General features: G+C 69.5%; 14 protein-coding genes. 3 read left to right on the forward strand and 11 right to left on the reverse strand.

Going from position 1 to position 18,564, the window contains the following annotated elements; all coding sequences use genetic code 11:
• Positions 1-48 precede the first annotated feature (48 nt).
• On the reverse strand, positions 49-699 hold the full coding sequence (msrA, locus tag DFP88_RS06030) for a peptide-methionine (S)-S-oxide reductase MsrA (RefSeq protein ID WP_110813565.1): 651 nt from the start codon (positions 697-699) through the stop codon (positions 49-51).
• A gap of 199 nt (positions 700-898) precedes the next feature.
• Here msrA and DFP88_RS06035 point away from each other — a divergent pair, with 199 nt between their 5' ends.
• The gene (locus tag DFP88_RS06035) at positions 899-1,588 is read left to right on the forward strand and encodes a sulfotransferase-like domain-containing protein (protein WP_110813566.1); all 690 of its coding nucleotides are present in this window, start codon (positions 899-901) and stop codon (positions 1,586-1,588) included.
• A 61-nt stretch (positions 1,589-1,649) separates the two neighbouring features.
• Complete coding sequence (locus tag DFP88_RS06040) at positions 1,650-2,258, forward strand: histidine phosphatase family protein (protein WP_220032297.1); 609 nt, start codon at positions 1,650-1,652, stop codon at positions 2,256-2,258.
• A gap of 135 nt (positions 2,259-2,393) precedes the next feature.
• On the opposite strand, the gene DFP88_RS06045 is transcribed toward DFP88_RS06040, so the two are convergent.
• Positions 2,394-3,497, reverse strand: coding sequence for a 5-methyltetrahydropteroyltriglutamate--homocysteine S-methyltransferase (locus DFP88_RS06045; RefSeq protein WP_110813567.1), 1,104 nt, complete (start codon positions 3,495-3,497; stop codon positions 2,394-2,396).
• 172 nt (positions 3,498-3,669) lie between these two features.
• A complete protein-coding gene (locus DFP88_RS06050) occupies positions 3,670-4,905 on the reverse strand; it encodes an argininosuccinate synthase (protein ID WP_110813568.1) in 1,236 nt (411 codons plus the stop codon).
• A gap of 128 nt (positions 4,906-5,033) precedes the next feature.
• On the opposite strand from DFP88_RS06050, the gene DFP88_RS06055 reads away from it, so the two are divergent.
• A complete protein-coding gene (locus DFP88_RS06055; protein ID WP_110813569.1) occupies positions 5,034-5,792 on the forward strand; it encodes a hypothetical protein in 759 nt (252 codons plus the stop codon).
• On the opposite strand, the gene DFP88_RS17000 is transcribed toward DFP88_RS06055, so the two are convergent.
• The 8 genes from DFP88_RS17000 to DFP88_RS06095 all read right to left on the reverse strand — a co-directional run bounded on the left by DFP88_RS17000 (position 5,789) and on the right by DFP88_RS06095 (position 18,382).
• The gene (locus DFP88_RS17000) at positions 5,789-7,306 is read right to left on the reverse strand and encodes a PhnE/PtxC family ABC transporter permease (RefSeq protein WP_110813570.1); all 1,518 of its coding nucleotides are present in this window, start codon (positions 7,304-7,306) and stop codon (positions 5,789-5,791) included. The two genes, DFP88_RS06055 and DFP88_RS17000, sit on opposite strands and share 4 nt — an antisense overlap.
• Positions 7,299-7,958: an ATP-binding cassette domain-containing protein gene (locus DFP88_RS06065; RefSeq protein ID WP_110813571.1), complete on the reverse strand. Its 660-nt coding sequence runs from the start codon at positions 7,956-7,958 to the stop codon at positions 7,299-7,301. The genes DFP88_RS17000 and DFP88_RS06065 overlap by 8 nt, the downstream gene beginning before the upstream one ends.
• A complete protein-coding gene (locus DFP88_RS06070; protein WP_110813572.1) occupies positions 7,955-8,806 on the reverse strand; it encodes a putative selenate ABC transporter substrate-binding protein in 852 nt (283 codons plus the stop codon). The genes DFP88_RS06065 and DFP88_RS06070 overlap by 4 nt, the downstream gene beginning before the upstream one ends.
• A gap of 78 nt (positions 8,807-8,884) precedes the next feature.
• Positions 8,885-11,104: a FepA family TonB-dependent siderophore receptor gene (locus DFP88_RS06075; RefSeq protein ID WP_110813573.1), complete on the reverse strand. Its 2,220-nt coding sequence runs from the start codon at positions 11,102-11,104 to the stop codon at positions 8,885-8,887.
• 173 nt (positions 11,105-11,277) lie between these two features.
• Positions 11,278-15,099 carry a non-ribosomal peptide synthetase gene (locus DFP88_RS06080; RefSeq protein WP_110813574.1) on the reverse strand — a complete coding sequence of 1,274 codons (3,822 nt, stop codon included), beginning with the start codon at positions 15,097-15,099 and terminating at the stop codon, positions 11,278-11,280.
• Entirely contained in the window at positions 15,096-15,332 is a 237-nt protein-coding gene (locus DFP88_RS06085) for a phosphopantetheine-binding protein (RefSeq protein WP_110813575.1), read from the reverse strand. Before DFP88_RS06085 ends, DFP88_RS06080 begins: the two co-directional genes overlap by 4 nt.
• Positions 15,319-16,959 (reverse strand): (2,3-dihydroxybenzoyl)adenylate synthase, encoded by a 1,641-nt coding sequence (locus tag DFP88_RS06090; RefSeq protein WP_245904713.1) that lies wholly within the window; start codon positions 16,957-16,959, stop codon positions 15,319-15,321. The genes DFP88_RS06085 and DFP88_RS06090 overlap by 14 nt, the downstream gene beginning before the upstream one ends.
• A 52-nt stretch (positions 16,960-17,011) precedes the next feature.
• Positions 17,012-18,382 (reverse strand): YncE family protein, encoded by a 1,371-nt coding sequence (locus tag DFP88_RS06095; RefSeq protein ID WP_110813577.1) that lies wholly within the window; start codon positions 18,380-18,382, stop codon positions 17,012-17,014.
• Positions 18,383-18,564: the final 182 nt, after the last annotated feature.

Below are 18,564 nucleotides of genomic sequence, written 5' to 3' on the forward strand. Positions count from 1 at the left end.
CTGCGATGCGGCGAGACTACCGGGGGCGGGGGCGAGGGTGAAGCGCGATCAGCTGTCGTCCTTGTGCAGGAACGGGGCGTCAGGCCCCCAGACCGCCTCGACCCGCGCGTCGCGGCCGCAGCCCTCGCGGTAGCGCGTGTAGGCGACATTCTTCGGCACGAAGAGGCCGACGCTGGTCGCCGGCAGCCGGTCTTCGGCCAGGTAGTAGTCCTGGTGGTAGTCCTCGGCCTCGTAGAAGGGGCCCGCCGGCAGGACCGGGGTCGCGACCTCCTGCCCCAGCTCGGCCTCCGCCTCGGCCTTGGCGGCCAGAGCGGCCTCCTCCTGCGCCGGGGTGGCGAAGATGGCCGTGCGGTACTGGTCGCCGCGGTCGCAGAACTGCCCGCCCACGTCCAGCGGATCGACCGAGCGGAAGAAGAGGTGCATCAGCTCTTCGTAGCTGACGACGCTGGGGTCGTAGTGGATCTCGGCGGCCTCGTAGTAATCCGTCCGGCCCGAGGCGACCTCGTCGTAGGTCGGGTTCGGCGCGGTGCCGCCGGCATAGCCGGAGACGACCTCGCTCACCCCCTCGACGCTTTCGAAATCGGCCTCCACGCACCAGAAGCAGCCGCCGGCGACGATGGCGGTCGCCTCCTCCTGCGCGAGGGCTGGGCCAGCAAGCGCGGCGCTGGCGACGAGGGTGGCAATCAGGGTGCGATGCATGGGCTAATCCTCCGGTAGCTCAAGGAGTAACGCAGGCCGCCTCGATTCGTGTCGTCACGTCTCATTGATCTGGACCTGACGCGCCGCCCGCGCCATCGTCGCGGGATGACCCATGCCGATCCTGTTCCGCCCCGTCCCATGCAGCGCCCTCGCAGCCAATCCGCCGGATCCGGCCCCCGTGAACAAAGATCGTGACGCCATGAGGATAGCCGCCTGGTCCGGCCCGCGGAACCTTTCGACCGCGATGATGTATGCTTTCGCGCAGCGCGCCGATTGCGACGTGCGGGACGAGCCCTTCTATGCCGCCTACCTGTCGCGCACCGGCCTCGACCACCCGATGCGCGAGGCTGTGCTGGCCAGCCAGCCCCGCGACGCCGCGCAGGTGCCGGAGGGGTTTTCCGGCACGCCGCATCTCTATCTGAAGCTGATGGCGCATCACGCCCTCGCCGGCTTCCCGATGGATTGGGCGGAGGGCGCGCGCCACCTGCACCTGATCCGCCACCCGGCCCGGGTGATCGCCAGCTACGGCGTGAAACGGGCCGAGATGACGCTCGAGGATATCGGTTTCCCGCAGCAGGCCGCGCTGTTCGAGCGTTTCGGCGGCACCGTCCTCGACAGCGTCACGATCCGCGCCGATCCTGAGGCTGCGCTGCGCGCCCTCTGCGCCGCGCTGGAGCTGCCCTTCGATCCGGCAATGCTGTCCTGGCCCTCAGGCGGCTGCGACCGCGACGGCGCCTGGGCGCCGCATTGGTACGGCGCGGTCCATGGCTCCACCGGCTTCGCCGATCCCGAGGGCCCGCTCCCCGTGCTGGAAGGCGCCGCGCGTGACCTCTGCGAGGCCGCCTTGCCCTATTACGAGGCGCTCGAGGCGCATCGCCTGCGGCCCTGAGCGCCGGGAGACGTTGGGCACCGGGGCTGTTTGGCTGCGGTGAAGGCCGGCGGTGCGGATAATGTCGGAGCAGAGCGATCCAATGGCCTTGGGGATGAAAGATTCAGTCGTGCACCACCCAGACCTCTACATACTCCGTCACGGCGAAACGGTCTGGAACCGAGAAGGCCGGTTTCAAGGTCACGCGGATTCTCCACTGACGGAAAAAGGACGGACGCAAGCCCTGCGGCAGAGAGCCTTGCTGACAGCCGTCGGCTCAGCGCCTGAGAAACGCTTTTGCAGCCCCCAAGGCAGAGCGGTGCAGACCGCGCAACTCGCCCTTGATGGGGCCGAGCCAGTGATCTTCGACGACCGATTGAAAGAGATACATTTCGGGTCGTGGGAAGGCCGCACACGAGAAGACATTAGATCGGTGATCGACTGCCCTTTCGAAAGCGGCCTTTGGTATTTCAGAAGCCCCGGAGGCGAGACCTTTGGGTCGATCTCCTGCCGCGTGCGATCGTTTCTGGCCGACCTCTCAGAACCGGCGACCGTCGTGACCCATGGCATAACCTCCATCGTGCTGCGCGGTCTGTGCCTGGGGCTGGATCAGGCCGGCATGTTGAAACTGCCCAAGCACCAAGGGTGCATCTTCCACCTGTCGGCAGGCAAGGAGACCATCCTTCTTTGATTGCCCCGAGAGGCTGGCACCTCGGAGCGCAAGCCGCTGGGTGCGCAGCGGGTCCGAGGTAGGCGCCTCCGCTCATGGGCCATGCAAAAGGGGGCCGCAGGGCCCCCTTCTACCGTCATTCTTTCGGGCTGTGCCTCAGACCTCGCCCCAGATCGCCTCGGCGGTCTTCACGACAAGCTCCAGCTTGCGGGCCTGGTCGTCGTAGGTGACCGAATTGCCTTCCTCGGTCGAGGCAAAGCCGCATTGCGGCGCGATGCCCAGCTGGTCGAGGTCGGCGTATTTCGCGGCCTCGTCGAAGTGGCGCTTCAGGTCGTCCATGCTCTCCAGATCACCGGTCTTGGTGGTGATGAAGCCCGGCAGGACGCGCTTCTTGCCTTTGGGCAGCAGCTTCAGCGGCTCGAGGCCCCCGGCCCGCTCGGTGTCGTATTCCATGAAATAGATATCGACATCGGTCTTGTTGAAGATCGCATCCGCGGCCTGATCGTAGCCGCCCGTCGCGGCGAAGGTCGATTTGAAGTTGCCGCGGCACATGTGCATGCCGATCAGCATGTCCGAGGGCCGGTCCTTGATCGCCTCGTTCAGCATCCAGGCATACTGGTCGATCAGCCAGTCCGGATCCTGCCCGGCCTCCTTCTTCGCGGCCCGGTGCTTGGGATCGCAGAGATAGGCGAAGAAGATGTCGTCCATCTGCAGGTAACGGCAGCCGATGTCGTAGAAGGCGCGGGTCGCCTTGGCATAGGTCGCGGCGAGATCGGCGAACATCGCCTCGGGGTTCTCGCGGTACTCGGGGACATGGATGTCCTCGGGCAGCACCCGGAAATGGCAGGCCGAGGGGCCGGGGATCGAGATCTTCGGCACCACGTCGGTGTGGTCGCGCACGAAGGCGAAATGCTCCAGCATCGGGTGATTATCGGGAAAGTCGAAGCGCTCGCGCACCACCGGCGTCACCGGGATCGCCGTGGTCGCGGAAAAACCGATGCCGCCCTCGCGCCGCTCGAGGTCGAGGCCGGTCAGCGCATCCATGAAGTCGTAGTGCCAGAAGGCGCGCCGCGCCTCGCCGTCGGTGACGGCCTTCAGCCCGACATTCTCCTGCATCTTGATCAGGCCCGGGATCTCGCGATCCTCGATCTCCTTCAGCTCGAGGCCGGTGACCCCGGCCTTGCGCGCCTCGTGGATCGGCTGCGGGCGCAGCAGGCTGCCGACGTGATCGGCGCGGAACGGCGGTTGAAGATCGCTCATGACATCTGCTCCTCTAGAGGTGCCGGAGATCTCGCCCGCGCGCCGCTGGGCGTCAACCTCATGACCCGCGCCCGGATCATGAGATCGCTTCATGACGAAGTGAGGCGCGTGCCCCCTTCATGTTTCGAAAAATACTCCGGGGGTGCGGGGGCTGGCCCCCGCTCCCGCCGTGTCAGCCCTTGAGCCGCCGGGCCCGCGCCGCCAGCAGCTTCAGCCGCAGCGCGTTCAGGCGGATGAAGCCCTGCGCATCGGTCTGGTCGTAGGCGCCGGCATCCTCCTCGAAGGTCACATGCGCCTCGGAATACAGGCTGTTCTCGCTCCAGCGGGCCACGCTGCGCACCGACCCCTTGTAAAGCTTCAGCCGCACCGTGCCCGACACCAGGGTCTGGCTGGCGTCGATCGCCGCCTGCAGCATCTCGCGCTCGGGGCTGAACCAGAAGCCGTTGTAGATCAGCTCCGCGTAGCGCGGCATCAGGCTGTCCTTGAGGTGCCCGGCGCCCGAATCGAGCGTGATCTGCTCGATCCCGCGATGCGCCTCGAGCAGGATCGTGCCGCCCGGCGTCTCGTAGATGCCGCGGGACTTCATGCCCACGAAGCGGTTTTCCACGAGGTCGAGGATGCCGATGCCGTGCTTGGCGCCCAGCTCGTTCAGCCGGGTCAGGATCGTGGCCGGGCTCATCGCCTCGCCGTCGATGGCCACGGCATCGCCCTTCTCGAAGGTCACCTCGATCATCTCGGGGGTGTCCGGCGCATCCTCGGGGCGGGTGATGCGCTGCAGCACGTAATCGGGCGCCTCCTGCGCCGGGTCTTCCAGAACCCGCCCCTCGGAGGAAGTGTGCAGAAGGTTCGCGTCGACGCTGAAGGGCGCCTCGCCGCGCTTGTTCTTGGCGATCGGGATCTGGTTCGCCTCGGCGAATTCCAGCAGCTTCGTGCGGCTGGTCAGGTCCCATTCCCGCCAGGGCGCGATCACCCGGATGTCGGGGTTCAGGGCATAGGCCGCCAGCTCGAAGCGGACCTGGTCGTTGCCCTTGCCGGTGGCGCCATGGGCGATGGCATCGGCGCCGGTCTCCTCGGCGATCTCGACCAGCCGCTTGGAGATCAGCGGCCGCGCGATCGAGGTGCCCAGCAGGTACTGCCCCTCGTAAAGCGCATTGGCGCGGAACATCGGGTTGACGAAGTCGCGCACGAATTCCTCGCGCACGTCCTCGATGTAGATGTTCTCGGGCTTGATCCCCAGCATCTCGGCCTTGGCCCGCGCCGGCTCCAGCTCTTCGCCCTGGCCGAGGTCGGCGGTGAAGGTCACCACCTCGCATCGATACTCGGTCTGCAGCCACTTGAGGATGATCGATGTGTCCAGTCCGCCGGAATAGGCGAGGACGACCTTCTTGGGGGCAGGCTGCAGGGCCATGTGTCTCTCCTTGTTACGGGTTAGGCGCCTAGCCGCTTTCCCATGGGACAGCAAGCGAGGGGCGCCATTGACCCCCCGCGCCGGCCCGTGTCTGCTGCGCGCGAAGGCGGCTGGAAAGGATTTCGGATATGAGCGGCGCGATCGTCACGCACTCCGTGCAGCTTGTGCGGCGCAACATCGGCGAGGCGCTGCGGGTCTCTCTGGTGCCGCTGGCCGTGGCGACGGTTCTGATCGGCCTGATCACGGCCTTCTTCGGCCCCGAGGTGCCACTGCAGCCGGGGACCGAAGAGGCGCCCGCGCCCGCGGATCTCGCCGCCACGCTGATCGTGCTGGCCGTCACCGTCACCGTCGGCATCCTCTGCGCGGCCTGGGCTGCGGTCGCCTGGCATCGCTTCGTCCTGCTCGAGGAATATCCAGGCTGGATTCCGCCCTTCGCGGGGCGCCCGGTCGGCGCCTATGCGCTGCGTTCGTTCCAGTTGTCGCTGGTGGTCATCGCGATCATGGTCCCGATCAGTCTGGTCTTCGCGCTGATCGCCACCCTGCTGCCCTTCGTCTTTCTCGTCTTCCTCGCGATCTTCTTCGCGGCCAGCTACCTGTCGCTGCGCTTCGGCCTGATCCTGCCCGCCACGGCGGTCGGAGAAACGATGAGCCTGCGCGCGGCCTGGGCGGCCTCGGCCAGCGCGAGCAACGGCATCGCGGTGGCCGCCGTGGTCCTGGCGGCCCTGCAGATCGTCCTCGCCCTTGCGGTGCAGGGCCTCGCCCTGGCCGGGCTGGGCATCCTCGCCTTCGCGGCGGATATCGTGGTGAACTGGCTGTCGCTGATGCTTGGCATCGCGGTCCTGACCACGATCTACGGCGTCACGGTCGAGGGGCGGCGTCTGGGCTAGTCCATCGCCCGGCCGGGATCGACCCGGCTTGTGACCGGCCCCGCGGCCAGGCGCATCCGCCCCCGCAGGTGCGACGAGACGAGGTCGATCGCCAGCGTCAGCAACCCCATAGCCACCAGCAGCAGCACCGCCCGGTCGAGCCGCAGCTGCTGGATCGCGGCATCGACGTGGAAGCCCAGCGTGGCGACGCCGATCAGCCCGAAGATCGCGCTGTCGCGCACGATGATCTCCCAGCGATACAGAAGCAGCGCGAGGAAGGCCGGGAACTGCCGCGGCAGAAGCTCCCACCCCCAGAGGGTCAGCCCGCGCGGCGCATCGGGCCGCAGGGCAAGGCCCTGCGCCTGCCGCCCCAGCAGATGCGCGATGATCGCGCCGTTGTGCAGACCCAGCGCCAGCACGGCGGGCAGCATCGAGGGGCCGAGGCATTGCAGCAGGATGAAGGCCAGCATGTAGTCGGGGATGTTGCGCAGCACCGCCAGCAGCGCATCGCCCAGCACCGCGCCCACGCGCCCCGTCACCCGCCGCACCATCAGCGGAAAGCCAAGGCCCGCGATCAGCGCCGCCAGCGCCAGCGCAAGCTGCGACAGCACCAGCGTGACCAGCGTGCCGGGCGCGATCTGCCCGGCGATCATCTCCCACAGCCAGGCCGGCAGCGCCGCGAGATCGCCCTGCCGCAGCGGCGCGGGCACGATGTCCTGCGCGAAGCGCATCAGGATGCCGCTGCCCATGGGCGGCACATCGACCTGCGCCAGCAGCACCAGCGCGCCCAGCAGGTACAGCGGCACCAGCCGCCAGCGCAGCCAGAGCCGCAGCGGCAGGATGATCGCGAAGAAGCACAGAAGAACCGCCGCCGCCTCGGCGTAGTCGGCCTGGCGGAAATAGCTTTCCATCAGGAAGCCCAGCGTCGGCAGCCCGACGAAGCCCAGCACGGCGGAGGAACGCAGCCCGCATTCCATCCGGTAGGCCGCGTAGGACAGCATCTGCGGCATGGCCAGCGGCAGCCGGGTCCAGAGCAGCGCGCTGAGGGTCCCGGTGCCGCGCGGCAGGGCGCTGGCGGCGCCGGCATCGACCTCCTCGAGGTATTCGGCAAAGACCTTGGCGAAGATGCCGGCATAGGGCAGGGCGATGGCCAGCACGCCGGTCAGAGGCGACAGGCCTGTCACCTGCATCAGCAGCAGCGCCCAGAACAACTCGTGGATGGAGCGCAGGGCAACGCAGAGCCCGCGCACGGCGGGGTGGCGATAGGCGGGCGCCATGACCAGCCCCGCCAGCGCGCCGCAGGTCACGCCGACCAGCGCGAAGGCCAGCGTCAGCGCCGCCGCATGCAGCAGCGGCAGCGCCTGTCCGAAATCGGGATGCAGCAAACCGCGTGCCATCTGCGCCAGCATCGCCGCCGGATCCGGCGCGAGCAGCCGCAGGTCCGCCAGCGCGAAGGCCAGCGCCGTCACCAGCGCGAAGCCGGCCAGCACATGCGTCCGGCGCAGCGGCGGCCTGACCGTGCCGCGATCAGTCATAAAGCGGGCTCAGCGCCTCGAGGCTGAGGTCGCGGGCCGGGGCGTCGATCAGCACCGCGCCATCCTTCAGCCCGACGATGCGGGTCGCCGTCGCCAAGGCCGCCTCGCGGTCGTGCAGGGCAAGCACCAGTGTCTGAAACCGCCCTGTCAGGGCCTCCAGCAGCGCCGCCCCCTGCACCGGATCGACCGCGCTGACAGGTTCGTCGCCCAGAACGGCATCGCCGCCGCGGAACAGCGCGCGGGCCAGCGCCGTGCGCTGCCGCTGCCCGCCCGACAGCGCCTCGACCGGGCGCCTCTCGAACCCCGACAGGCCGACTTCGGCGATGACCGGGTCCGTGGCCGCGCGCTCGCGCGCCAGCGGGCGGACGAGGTTCAGCAGGTTGTAGGCGGACCGATGATCGTCGAGCCGCCCCATCCAGACGTTATGATGCACCGAGAGCGGCCCGACGAGGCCGTGGTCCTGCGGGATCAGCGCAATGCGCCCCGGCAGCCGGTCCCGGATCGCGCTCAGCAGGGTCGATTTCCCGGCCCCGCTGCGGCCCAGCAGCACCAGCCGCTCGCCCGCGTGCAGGGTCAGGTGCAAACCGGACAGGACCGGCTGGCCGGGCCAGCCGATATCCTCGCCCTCGAAGCGGACGAGCGCCTCTGTCACTCGATCAGGTCGAGCTGGCGCGCGGTCTCCTCGATCGGGGCGTAAAGCGCGTTGTCGGCCTCGATGAAGGCGCTGCGGGGGAACTGCTCCAGCAGCACGGGGTCTTCCATGCCGATCAGCGCCGCCTGCACGCGATCGGCAAAGCCTTCGCCCCAGCGGGCATCGACATCGCCGCGGATGGTCCAGTTGTAGTCGGGGTAGGCCGGGGTCTTCCACACCACGGTGGTGTTCTCGACCTCGGGCGCGCCCTCGGTCACCGCCTGCTCGTAGACGCTGAAGTTCAGCGCGCCGACCTCGTAGGCGCCGGAGGAGACGAGGCGCAGGGTCTGCCCGTGGTCGCCCGAGAAGCCGACGTCGGCGAAGTAGTCCTCGGGCGCCTCGCCCGTCTCTTCGCGGATGTAGAACTCGGGCATCAGCCGGCCCGAGGTGCTGGTCTGCGCGCCGAAGGTGAAGCGCAGGCCTTCCATGTCCGGGAAGTCGTCCGAGGCTTCGATGCCGGTCTCGTCGTTGGCGATGAAGTAGGTCACAAATTGCGCATCCTCGGCGCCCTGCGCGATGGCGCGGCTTTCGGGGACCAGCATCCGCGCCTGCACGCCCGAGAGCCCGCCAAACCAGGCCAGCTGGATCTGGTCGTTGCGGAAGGCGGTGACGGCGGCGGCGTAGCTTTTGACCGGGATGTATTCGACCGGCACCTCGAGCGTCTCGGACAGGTAATCCGCGACCTGGCCAAAGCGCTCGGTCAGGCGCGTCTCGTCGTCGTCGGGGATGGCCGAGAAATAGAGCGTGTCCTGCGCAGCGGCAGAGCCGGCGGCGAGGGTGGCGACGAGGGCGAGGGGCGCGAGACGCATGGTGTCATCCGGATACTGGGTCGTTTGCCGCTGGTTAGCGCACCCGCCCCCGCTTGGCGAGGGCGGGCGGCAGGGGCCCTAGAAGCTGGCCGAAAGACCGACGAAGACGGATCGGCCCGGCTCGTTGTAGGTGTTCGCGCCCTCGCCCGACCGCAGCAGCCGCTCGTCGAAGAGGTTCTTGATCCCGCCCTTCAGCGCGACCGCCTCGGTGAGCTGGTAGGTCGTCGTCAGCCCGAAGAGGGTATAGGGATCGACCGGATCGGTATCCTCGATCTCGGCGCCGCTGGTAACGCTGGTCTGCGCGGCGGGCGTCTCGCCGTAGTGCGTCAGGTAGAGGTTCAGGGTCCAGGCGTCGGTGGCCTGCCAGTCGAGGCTGCTGTTGATCGTGTAGTCCGGCACCAGAGACAGCGGATCGCCCGTCACCTTGTTCTCGGAATCCATCACGGTGGCATTGGTCGACCATGTCAGAGTCTCGCTCAGCGGGACGCTCAGGTTCGCCTCGAGGCCCTGGATCGTCGCCTCAGTCACGTTCTGCCAGCGGAAGACCTTGCTACTCCGGCCGTCGCGGGTGTCGTAGATCCCGACCGGCTCCAGCCCGGCGGTGATCTTGTCGTCGTAGTCGTTGTGGAAGTAGGTCACGCCCGCAACCACGCCGCCCGCGCCGCGATAGGCCAGCCCGATCTCGCTGTTCCACGATGTCTCGTGGTCCAGATCCGCGTTGCCGAGGATGTAGCAGCCGCCACTACTGCTTTGGTTGACCGGGCATCCGTTCCCGCGCGTGTAGTACAGGTAATCGGGGTTCAGCTGGAACAGGTTCGGCGCCTTGAAGGCCCGGCTGATGCCCAGCTTCAGCTCGAAGGCGCTGCTCATCTGCCATGTCGCGTTGACGCTGGGCGAGAGGGTGAAGCCCGCCTCGCTGTGCAGATCGGCGCGCAGGCCCGAGGTCAGCGTCCAGGCATCCGAGAGCTGCCAGTTCTCCTCGGCGTAAAGACCCAGCGAATGGGCGTCGGTCGTCGGATCGCGGTCTTCCGACGCGGTCGCCGTGCCATCGACGTCGGTGTTGAGGTCGAGGCCGTTGTCCACGGTCTCGTCGTCCATCCACTCGCCGCGGTACTCGGCGCCGAAGGTCAGCGTGCGCGCGGCGCGGACGATGTTCCATTCGGACTTGGCGGTCACGGTGTCCAGCGTGATGGTGCTGGTGTCGGTGGAGTTGATCGTGCCCTCGCCGCCGCCGGCGAAGCCCTCGGTCAGGCGCTCGTTCTCGCTATGCTCCCATTGCAGGTAGCTTTGCGAATCGCCGAAGCCGTAGAGGCCGTCGTGGCTGAGGGCGAGCGTCCGGCGGTCGATCCGGTTGGTCTCTTCCCCGATCAGGTCGATCACTTCGCCCGCGTCATCCTCGACGTCGTCCACCACGCCGCGGAACAGCGAATCGCCCGCGTATGCGTTGGACTGGCGGCTGAGGCCAAGCTCCGCGCCCCAAGTGTGCATGGCATTCGGGCGGTAATCGAGCGCGATGTTGCCATCGGTGTTGTTCACCCCTTCGCGGCCTGCGTAGACGGTTTCACCTTCGTCCACCGCATCGGCGTTCAGCGCGGGATCGTCGCCCTCGGTCTCGTTCCGGTTCAGGTAGGCGCGGTAGGACAGCGTCTCTGACAGCGGCCCGCCGAACAGCACGTTGGCGCGGCGGGACCCGCCCTCGAGGCTGTCCTCGGGGCGCTCGTAATGGAGACTAAAGGTCACGAAGCGCTCTGCGGGCCGCTTGGTGATGATGTTCACCACGCCGCCCGATGCGCCGGATCCGTAGCGGGCGGCGGCCGGGCCGCGCAGGACCTCGATCCGCTCGACCAGCTCGGCCGGGACCCAGTTCGAATCGCCCCGCGTGTCCCGCTCGCCCGAGCGGCCCATGCGGACAGAGTTGCGCGACAGGGCCGGGCGCCCGTCGATCAGGATCAGCGTGTTCTCTGGCCCCATGCCGCGCAAGTCGATCTGGCGGTTGTTGCCGCGCTGGCCTGTGGTGGTGTTGCCGGTCAGGTTCACGCCGGGCTGGCGGCGGATGATCTCGGAGATGTCGTTGGCCGGGGGATAGGCCTCGAGATCCTCTTCCGAGATGGTCGAGACACCGGGCGCCTGCTTCAGCTCCTCCGAGGCGGCCTGCACGATGATCGGGTCGAGCGTAACGGGCAGGTCGAGGTCATAGGCGCCGAGACCTGCCTCCTGCGCGCCCGCCGGGGCGGCCAGCGCCGCGACGACGGCGAGGAGAGAGGGTCCCCGGAACCGGCCGGAGAGGGAATGGGTCATGGCAGCGTCCTTTTCGTTTCGGAAGCCGCGAGTCGTCTGTCTTGTCTGCTAGGGACTGGATGGAGGCACGCAGGTGGGAATGTGAGGCCCTGCTAAGGGGCAGCATGAACCTTATCAATTCTGTCGGGTATCTCGGCGCGGCAGAGTGACATTTGCGCGACAGGAGGGGCGGATCAGGCGCCCGAGAGGTGCGGCGCAAGGAGGGCGGCGACCTGCGCGCTCGCCTCGGCTCCGGTCATCTGGGCATGGCGCAGCGGCAGCGCCTCGGTCTGCAGCTTGCCGCAGAGCGGGCGCCACATCTCGGGCTTCAGGCGCCCGGAGGTGTGCTCCCGTGCCGCGGCGACATGCAGCAGGGGGCCCTTGAGCGCCCGGTCCTCGTGGCGCCGGACGAGGGCGTTCGTCCCCTGCACCGCGCGCACGACGCCCTCGGCCACAGCGGGGGGCAGCAGGCCCAAAGGACTGCCGCGCTCGCGGAGAAAGGCAAGGATCTGCGCCTTCTCCACCAGCTCCGGATACGCTTCCGGGTCGATCCCCGACAGCGCCAGCAGGGCGCGCAGCGCGTCGCTGCGGTTCGGTTCGGGATCGTCCCGCCAGGCCGCGGCGGGATAGGCGTCGAGCAGGCAGAGCGCGCCCAGCGTCAGCCCCGCCCGCTCGACCTGAACCGCCAATTCCTGCGCGAGGATGCCGCCAAGCGACCAGCCGAGCAGGTGCACCGGGGCGCCCTTGGGGTGCTGCGTCAGGATCCGTGCAAGGTAGCCCGAGGCCAGCGCCTCAAGACTGCCCGGAAGCGTTTCGCCGGGGTCGAGCGCGGGCGACTGGACCCCGACCACCGGCCGGTTCGGCAGCGCCCGCGCGAGGTCGCGGTAGCACCAGGCCAGCCCGCCGGCGGGATGCACCGCGTAAAGCGGCGGCAGCGCGCCGGAGCCGAGGCGGATCAGCGGGCCGAGGCCGTGGTCGGCGCGGTCCAGGCGCTGGGCGAGGGCGGCGACGCCCGGTGCCTCGAACACAGCGCCGAGACCGGGATCGCGGCCCAGCCGCTCTTCCAGCAGCAGCGTCAGCCGCACTGCCGAGAGGCTGTCGCCGCCAAGGGCGAAGAATTCCGCCTCGGCGCTGGGCGGCGCGGGGAGGTCCAGCACCTCGGCCATGGCCTGCGCGACGATTGCCTCCGCGCCCGGCGCGGGGGCGCGCCCCTGCTGCACCGCGATTTCTGGCGCGGGCAGGGCGCGGCGGTCGAGCTTGCCGTTGGCGGTCAGCGGCAGCGCCTCCATCGCGACATAGGCGGCGGGGCGCATCGCTGCGGGCAGGGTTCCGGCGGCGGCCTCGCGCAGCGCCTCCAGTCCCGCGCCGGGGCACAGCACGACATGGGCCACCAGTAGCATCCCCGGCCGCCCCTCGCGCCCGGTGACGGCGGCATCAAGCACGAGGCCGGTGCGGCGCAGACCGGCGGCGACCTCTCCGGGTTCGACCCTTACGCCGCGGATCTTCAGCTGGTCGTCGGCGCGGCCAAGGTAGTCGATGGCCCCGTCCGCCCGCCGCCGCGCCCTGTCGCCGGTGTCGTACATCCGCGCGCCCGGCACGAAGGGATCGGGCAGGAAGCGGGCCTGCGTCAGGTCGTCCCGGTTCAGGTAGCCGCGCGCCAGCTGCCGCCCGGCAATCCAGAGCGTGCCGGCGAGGCCCTGCGGCAGAGGGCGGCGGTGGTCGTCCAGGATGTAGAGACGCGTGTTCCAGACCGGGTGGCCGATGGGCACGGGCTGGCTGTCGTCGCCAGCCCCCGCGTCCCAGAAGGAGACGTCCACCGCCGCCTCCGTCGGTCCGTAGAGGTTGTGCAGCTGCGCGGTCAGCCGCTGGTGCACCGCGTCGCGCAGGGCGGCGGGCAGCGCCTCGCCGCTGGTGAAAAGGCGCAGCGGCGGCAGGCCGGCGCTTTCCTTCGCGCGCAGGAAGAGGGTCAGCATCGAGGGGACGAAGTGCAGCGTGGTGATGCCATGGGCGCGGATCAGCCCGGCAATGGTGGCCGGGTCGCGATGCGCGCTGGGCGGCGCCATGGCCAGCCGCGCGCCGCAGATCAGCGGCAGGAAGAATTCCCAGACCGAGACATCGAAGGTGGCGGGCGTCTTCTGCAGGATGCGGTCGGCGGGTCCGATCCCGTACTGGTCGCGCATCCACAGCAGGCGGTTCACGATGGCGGAATGTTCCACGACGACCCCCTTGGGCGCGCCGGTGGAGCCTGAGGTGAAGATGACATAGGCCGGATCGCCGGGCGCCGGCCCCTCCGGCGCGGCGCCTGTCGTGGGCCAGTCGCTGGGGCGCAGGGTGAGCAGCAGCCCCTCCTCCTCCGCCAGCAAGGCCACCGGCTGCGCCGTCTCGAAGATCGCCTGCTTGCGGCTTTCCGGATCCTCCGGATCCACCGGCAGGTAGGCGGCACCGCTGCGCATCACGGCCAGCAGCGCCACGACCAGCCCGGCAGAGCGGGGGAGGGAGACCGCGACGATGCGCCCCGGCCCGGCGCCGCGCCGCGCCAGCTCTGCCGCCAGCGCCGCGCTTCGGGTGTCGAGATCGGCGGCAGTCAGGCTCTCGCTCTCACTTGTGACGGCCAGCGCCTGCGGGTCGCGCGCCAGCCCTTCGGCGATCAGGGCGGTCAGCGTTGTCTCGGGCACCGGGTGCGCCGTGGCATTGGCGCCATGCACCTCGGCCAGCGCCTCCTCCGGCGTAGCGAGCGGCACCTGCGACAGGCTTTCGGCGGCGAGGGCAGCCGTCAGGAAGGCCATGAGGCGATCCGCGTGGCCCTGCACCTCGGCCCTTGTGTAGAGACTGGGATTGGCGTCGATCTCCAGCGTCAGACCCTGTTCCGGCAGGCCGCGCAGGGTCACGGTGATGTCGTCGACGGAGCCGGCGCCCGTTACCTCCATCCGCGCGGTGCAGCCCGCAATCGCCGGAGCCGCCTCGAAAGGCAGGATGTTGACCAGCGGCCCGTGCAGCCGCCGCGTCCCGCCGATGCGCCCCAGCCGGCGGCGCAGGACCTCGGACCGAAAGCGCCCGTGCCGCCGCGTCTGCCGCAGGTCCTGCGCGACCTCGGAGGCGAAGACCTCGAGCGGGGCGCCCTCGTCCCCCCGCAGCCGCAGCGGCAGCACGTTGACCATGGTGCAGGGCACGCGGGCGGCCTTGCTGCCCATGCGGCCCATATGCGGCACGCCCAGCACCGCCTCGCCGCTGTTTCCCGTGAAACGCCGGACATAGGCGCCGACCAGCGCCACGGCCATGTCGGGCCAGGAGAGGTCCGCCGCCTCGGCCCGCTGCGCGAGGCGCTGGGCGAGCCTATCGGGCAGGGGCAGCCGCGCGCGGTGAAAGGCATGGGCCGAAACGGCGCGCCCCTCGGCAAGACCCGTGACCTCCGGCAGATCGGCGAGGGCCGCGTCCCAGAAGGCAAGGTCCCGCGCGCGCTTGTCACCGTCGCGATAGGCGGCATCCTCCTCGACCGCGCGGGCGAGCGGAGACAGCGCCGGGGGCGCCTTTTGCCCCTGCACCGCGGCGGAATAAAGATCGCCCACCCGCCGGGTGATCAGGATCATGCCATAGCCGTCGAGCGCGAGGTGATGCGCCATCTGGTGCCAGAGGAACCGCTCCGGCCCCAGCCGGTACAGCGTGAAACAGGCAAGAGGGCCCCGCGCCAGGTTGGCCGGCTGGGCCTCTGCCGCGTGGATCGCGGCAAGGGCCTCGGCCTCGGGCTCGGCGGCGGACGAAACGTCCACATACTGCGGCTCCGGGGGCGCCCCGACACTCTGCTGCACCCCCTCCGGCCCCTGGGAAAAGCGCAGCGACAGCGCCTCGGCCTCGCCGATCATCCGGGACACGGCATCCTGGAACAGCGCCACGTCGAGCGGGCCGTCGATCCGGGTATACTGCCCGGTGTTGAAGACGGGGTTCTCGGGGTCGAGCGCCTGGGCATACCAGATGCCCTCCTGCGCCTCGGTCAGCGGCGCGCCCCCGGCGGCGATCATGCGCCCGCCGACTGCCGCGCCTGCACCACGGCCCACCAGCCGGACAGCGTCGGCTCTTCCATGAAGGCGCCGTAGTCAAGGCCGGGCAGACGCTCTTCCCAGGCCATCAGCAGGCGCATCGCGCGCATGGAATCGATGCCAAGGTCGGCGAGGTTCTCGTCGGGGTCGATATCCTCCGGCGCCTCGTGCACCACCCGCGCCACGTCGGCGCGCATCTCGTCAAATGTCAGCATCGCTCTCTCCTTCCAGCGCGGCGGCGCGCAGGCGGGCGCGCAGCTGCCGACGGCTGATCTTCAGCGCGGCGGTGGTCTCGAAGGCCTCGACGAAGCGGACCTCGTCGGGGATCTTGAAGGACGCGATCCCGCGCCCGCGCATCCATGTCTTCACTTGCGGCCCGCGCAGCGCCGGATCGCGGCGGATCACGAAAGCGCAGCTGCGCTCGCCCAGCTCGGCATCCGGGATCGACACGCAGATCGCGTCATAGACGCCTTCGTGCCCCAGCAGATGATCCTCGATCTCCTCGGCCGAGACCTTCTCCCCGGCGCGGTTGATGTGATCCGTGGCGCGCCCCTGCACGACAAGGTGGCCGGAGGGCAGGCGCAGCACCACGTCGCCGGTGCGATAGAAGCCGTCGGCGGTGAAGCTGCGGGCATTGGCCTCGGGCGCACCGTGGTAAGCAGTGATTGTGTAGGGGCCGCGCGTCAGAAGCTGGCCGGGCGTCCCCTCGGGCACCTCGCGGTCCTGGTCGTCGACGAGGCGGATCTCGTCGTCCGGGCTGATCGGGCGACCCTGCGTGCCGGTGACGATTTCGTCCGGATCCTCGGCGCGGGTGTAGTTCACCAGCCCCTCGGCCATGCCGAAGACCTGCGTCAGCCGGCAGCCTAGACCGGGGCCGATGCGCCGCGCGGCCTCGGGCGGCAGCCTGGCGCCGCCGACCAGCAGGTCGGTCAGGCTCTCCAATTCGTCCCGGCCCCGCGCGGCGGCGGCATCGAGCCAGAGCAGCGCGAGGGGGGGGACCAGCGCGCTCATCGTCACGCCATGCCGGGCGATCAGCGGAAAGGCGGTCTGCGGGTTCGGATCGGGCGCGAGGACCACGGTGCCACCCGCATGCAGCGCGCCGAGTACCCCCGGCGACGACAGCGTGAAGTTATGCGCCGCCGGCAGCGCGGCGAGGTAGACCGAGGCCTCCGTCAGCCCGCAGATCGTCGCGCTTTCGCGCACGGAATAGAGGTAGTCGTCATGGGTGCGCGGGATCAGCTTCGACAGGCCCGTGCTGCCGCCGGAAATCTGCAGGAAGGCGACGGAGGATGGCTCCGGATCCGGCGGCAGCAGGCCCGGATCGCCCGAAAGGCTCCCCAGCGGCACAAACTCCTCCGCCTCGCCGGCGACAACGACATGGGCCAGCCCGACCTCGGCCGAGACCTCGCGCGCCATGGCGCGGTAATCGAAGCCGCCGCGCCGGTCGGCCACCACCAGCGCCTTGGCGCCGGAGCGGGCGGCGAAGTGCGCGATCTCGGTCCGGCGATGGGCGGGCAGGGCAAAGACCGGCAGCAGCCCGGCCATGAAGAGGCCGAACATCACCTGCACGAAGGCCGGCTCGTTCGGCAGCTGCAGCACGACGCGGTCGCCGGGCCTCAGCCCCAGCGCCAGGAACCCGGCGCCGATGCGCCGCGCATCCTCCAGCAGGTCCTCGTAGCTCAGTCGCATTTCGCCGCCGATGACGGCGGTGCGGGTGGCATGGCGGGCGGCCCGGTCCCGCAGCAGCGCGGGAAAGGTCTCGCCCGTCCAGTAGCCCGCGGCGCGGTAGCGGGCGGCGCGATCCTCGGGCCAGATCTGCTGCGGCGGGGCGGGCTCTGTCACGGCTGCTGTCCTGATGGGCGGACGCCCCGGGTGTGGGGCGCCCGCGGGGTCTTTACTCGGCCGGGGTGATGCGGGTGATGTGATCGCCCTGCGCGTCATCCTCGCCGGCGGATTTGTTGACGACGAAGACGGTGCCGTCCTCCAGCGCGATCACACCGTTCGGGAAGGTGCCGATCGGCAGGGTGGCAGTGATCTCGCCCGCCGCGTCCAGCACCGACAGGGTGCCCGAGACGCGGTTGGTCACGAAGACCTCGCCCGAGGCCGGATTCCAGGCCGCATTCAGCGGGCCGGCGCCTGTGCGCAGCTGCGACAGGATCTCGCCGCTCTCGGCGTCGATACGGGTCACGTGATCGCTGCCCTGGCTGGTGGCGATGACGGCATCGGCCTCGGGGTCGTAGGCGATACCGATGGTGCCCAAGACGTTTTCCAGCGGGACGATGTTCAGCACGCTGCCGTCGGCGGTGTCGATCACCGCGACCTCGTCGGTGTCCAGGCTGGCCGCGACGAGGCGCCCGGCCCCGGGATCCAGCGCGATGCTGCCCATGCCGAAGGTCGCGCGGCGGCGCGAGGAGGGGATGGTGATCGGCTCCAGCTCTTCGAGCGTCTCGGTGTCGAAGACATGCACCGTCGGCTCGAAGGTGGCCGAGGCATAGGCGCGCCCAGCCTCGGCATCGATCACCACGTCACGGGCATGGCCGACGGTGCCGGGCGCGAACTGCTTGATCAGCGACAGGTCGTCCTGGTCGTAGACGGCGACGGTATCCTGCCGGGTGTTGGTGACCCAGACGGTGCCCTGCGCGTCGTCGACACCGATGCCGTAGACCGCGAAGACACCGTTCTCGGGCGCCGTCTCGGGCGTGATGCTGGCCGTGATCTCGAGCGTCTCGGGATCGACCTTCAGCAGCTGGCTTTCCTCGATCGGCGGGCGCCCGACGGCCGATGCAACGAAAAGCGTGTCACTCGCCGCGCTATAGGCGACCTGATACAGGCCGGACACCAGCGGCGCGCTCTCGATGATAAAGCGCTCCTCGCCCGAGAGCGGCAGGTCGGGCGAGATCTTCATCTCGAAGGCCAGCCCGTAGGAGGGGGCGCCGATCTGCGCGAGGATCGGGTGAATGCCGGGAACGGCATCCTCGGGCAGCGGCAGGGCGGCCTCGAAGGCGCCCTCCCCGTCGGCGATATAGGGCTCTTCGTTCAGCACGGTCTCGCCGCGCATCAGCGTAACGGTCTGGCCGGGCTCCAGCCCCTCTCCGGTCACGACGGCCTCGCCGCCGGGCACCAGCGGCTGGTCGCGCGCGCCAGACCCGGCCGAGATCGTGCCGGACCAGCTCTGGTCGAGATCGGCGAAGGCGGATTGGGCGAGCGCGGGCGCCGCGCTCAACAGGGCAAGGCTGGCGCCGGCAAAGAACTTGGTGTGCAGCATCTGCAACGGTCTCCTCAAGGGGTCTCGGGACGGCCCTGCTTGCTGCTGACTGGCTACGGGCGCTGGCCCGACCTACCGCAGCTCGACGCGCAATCCAAGTATTTTTGTCGGGTAATCCGCGCCCCTCTCTTCTCTTTGAAAATATCCCGCGGGGAGCGCGAGGGGTGCGACACCCCTCGCTC

The sequence above is a fragment of the Pseudoroseicyclus aestuarii genome, from assembly GCF_003217255.1.
Classification (GTDB): Bacteria; Pseudomonadota; Alphaproteobacteria; order Rhodobacterales; family Rhodobacteraceae; genus Pseudoroseicyclus; species Pseudoroseicyclus aestuarii.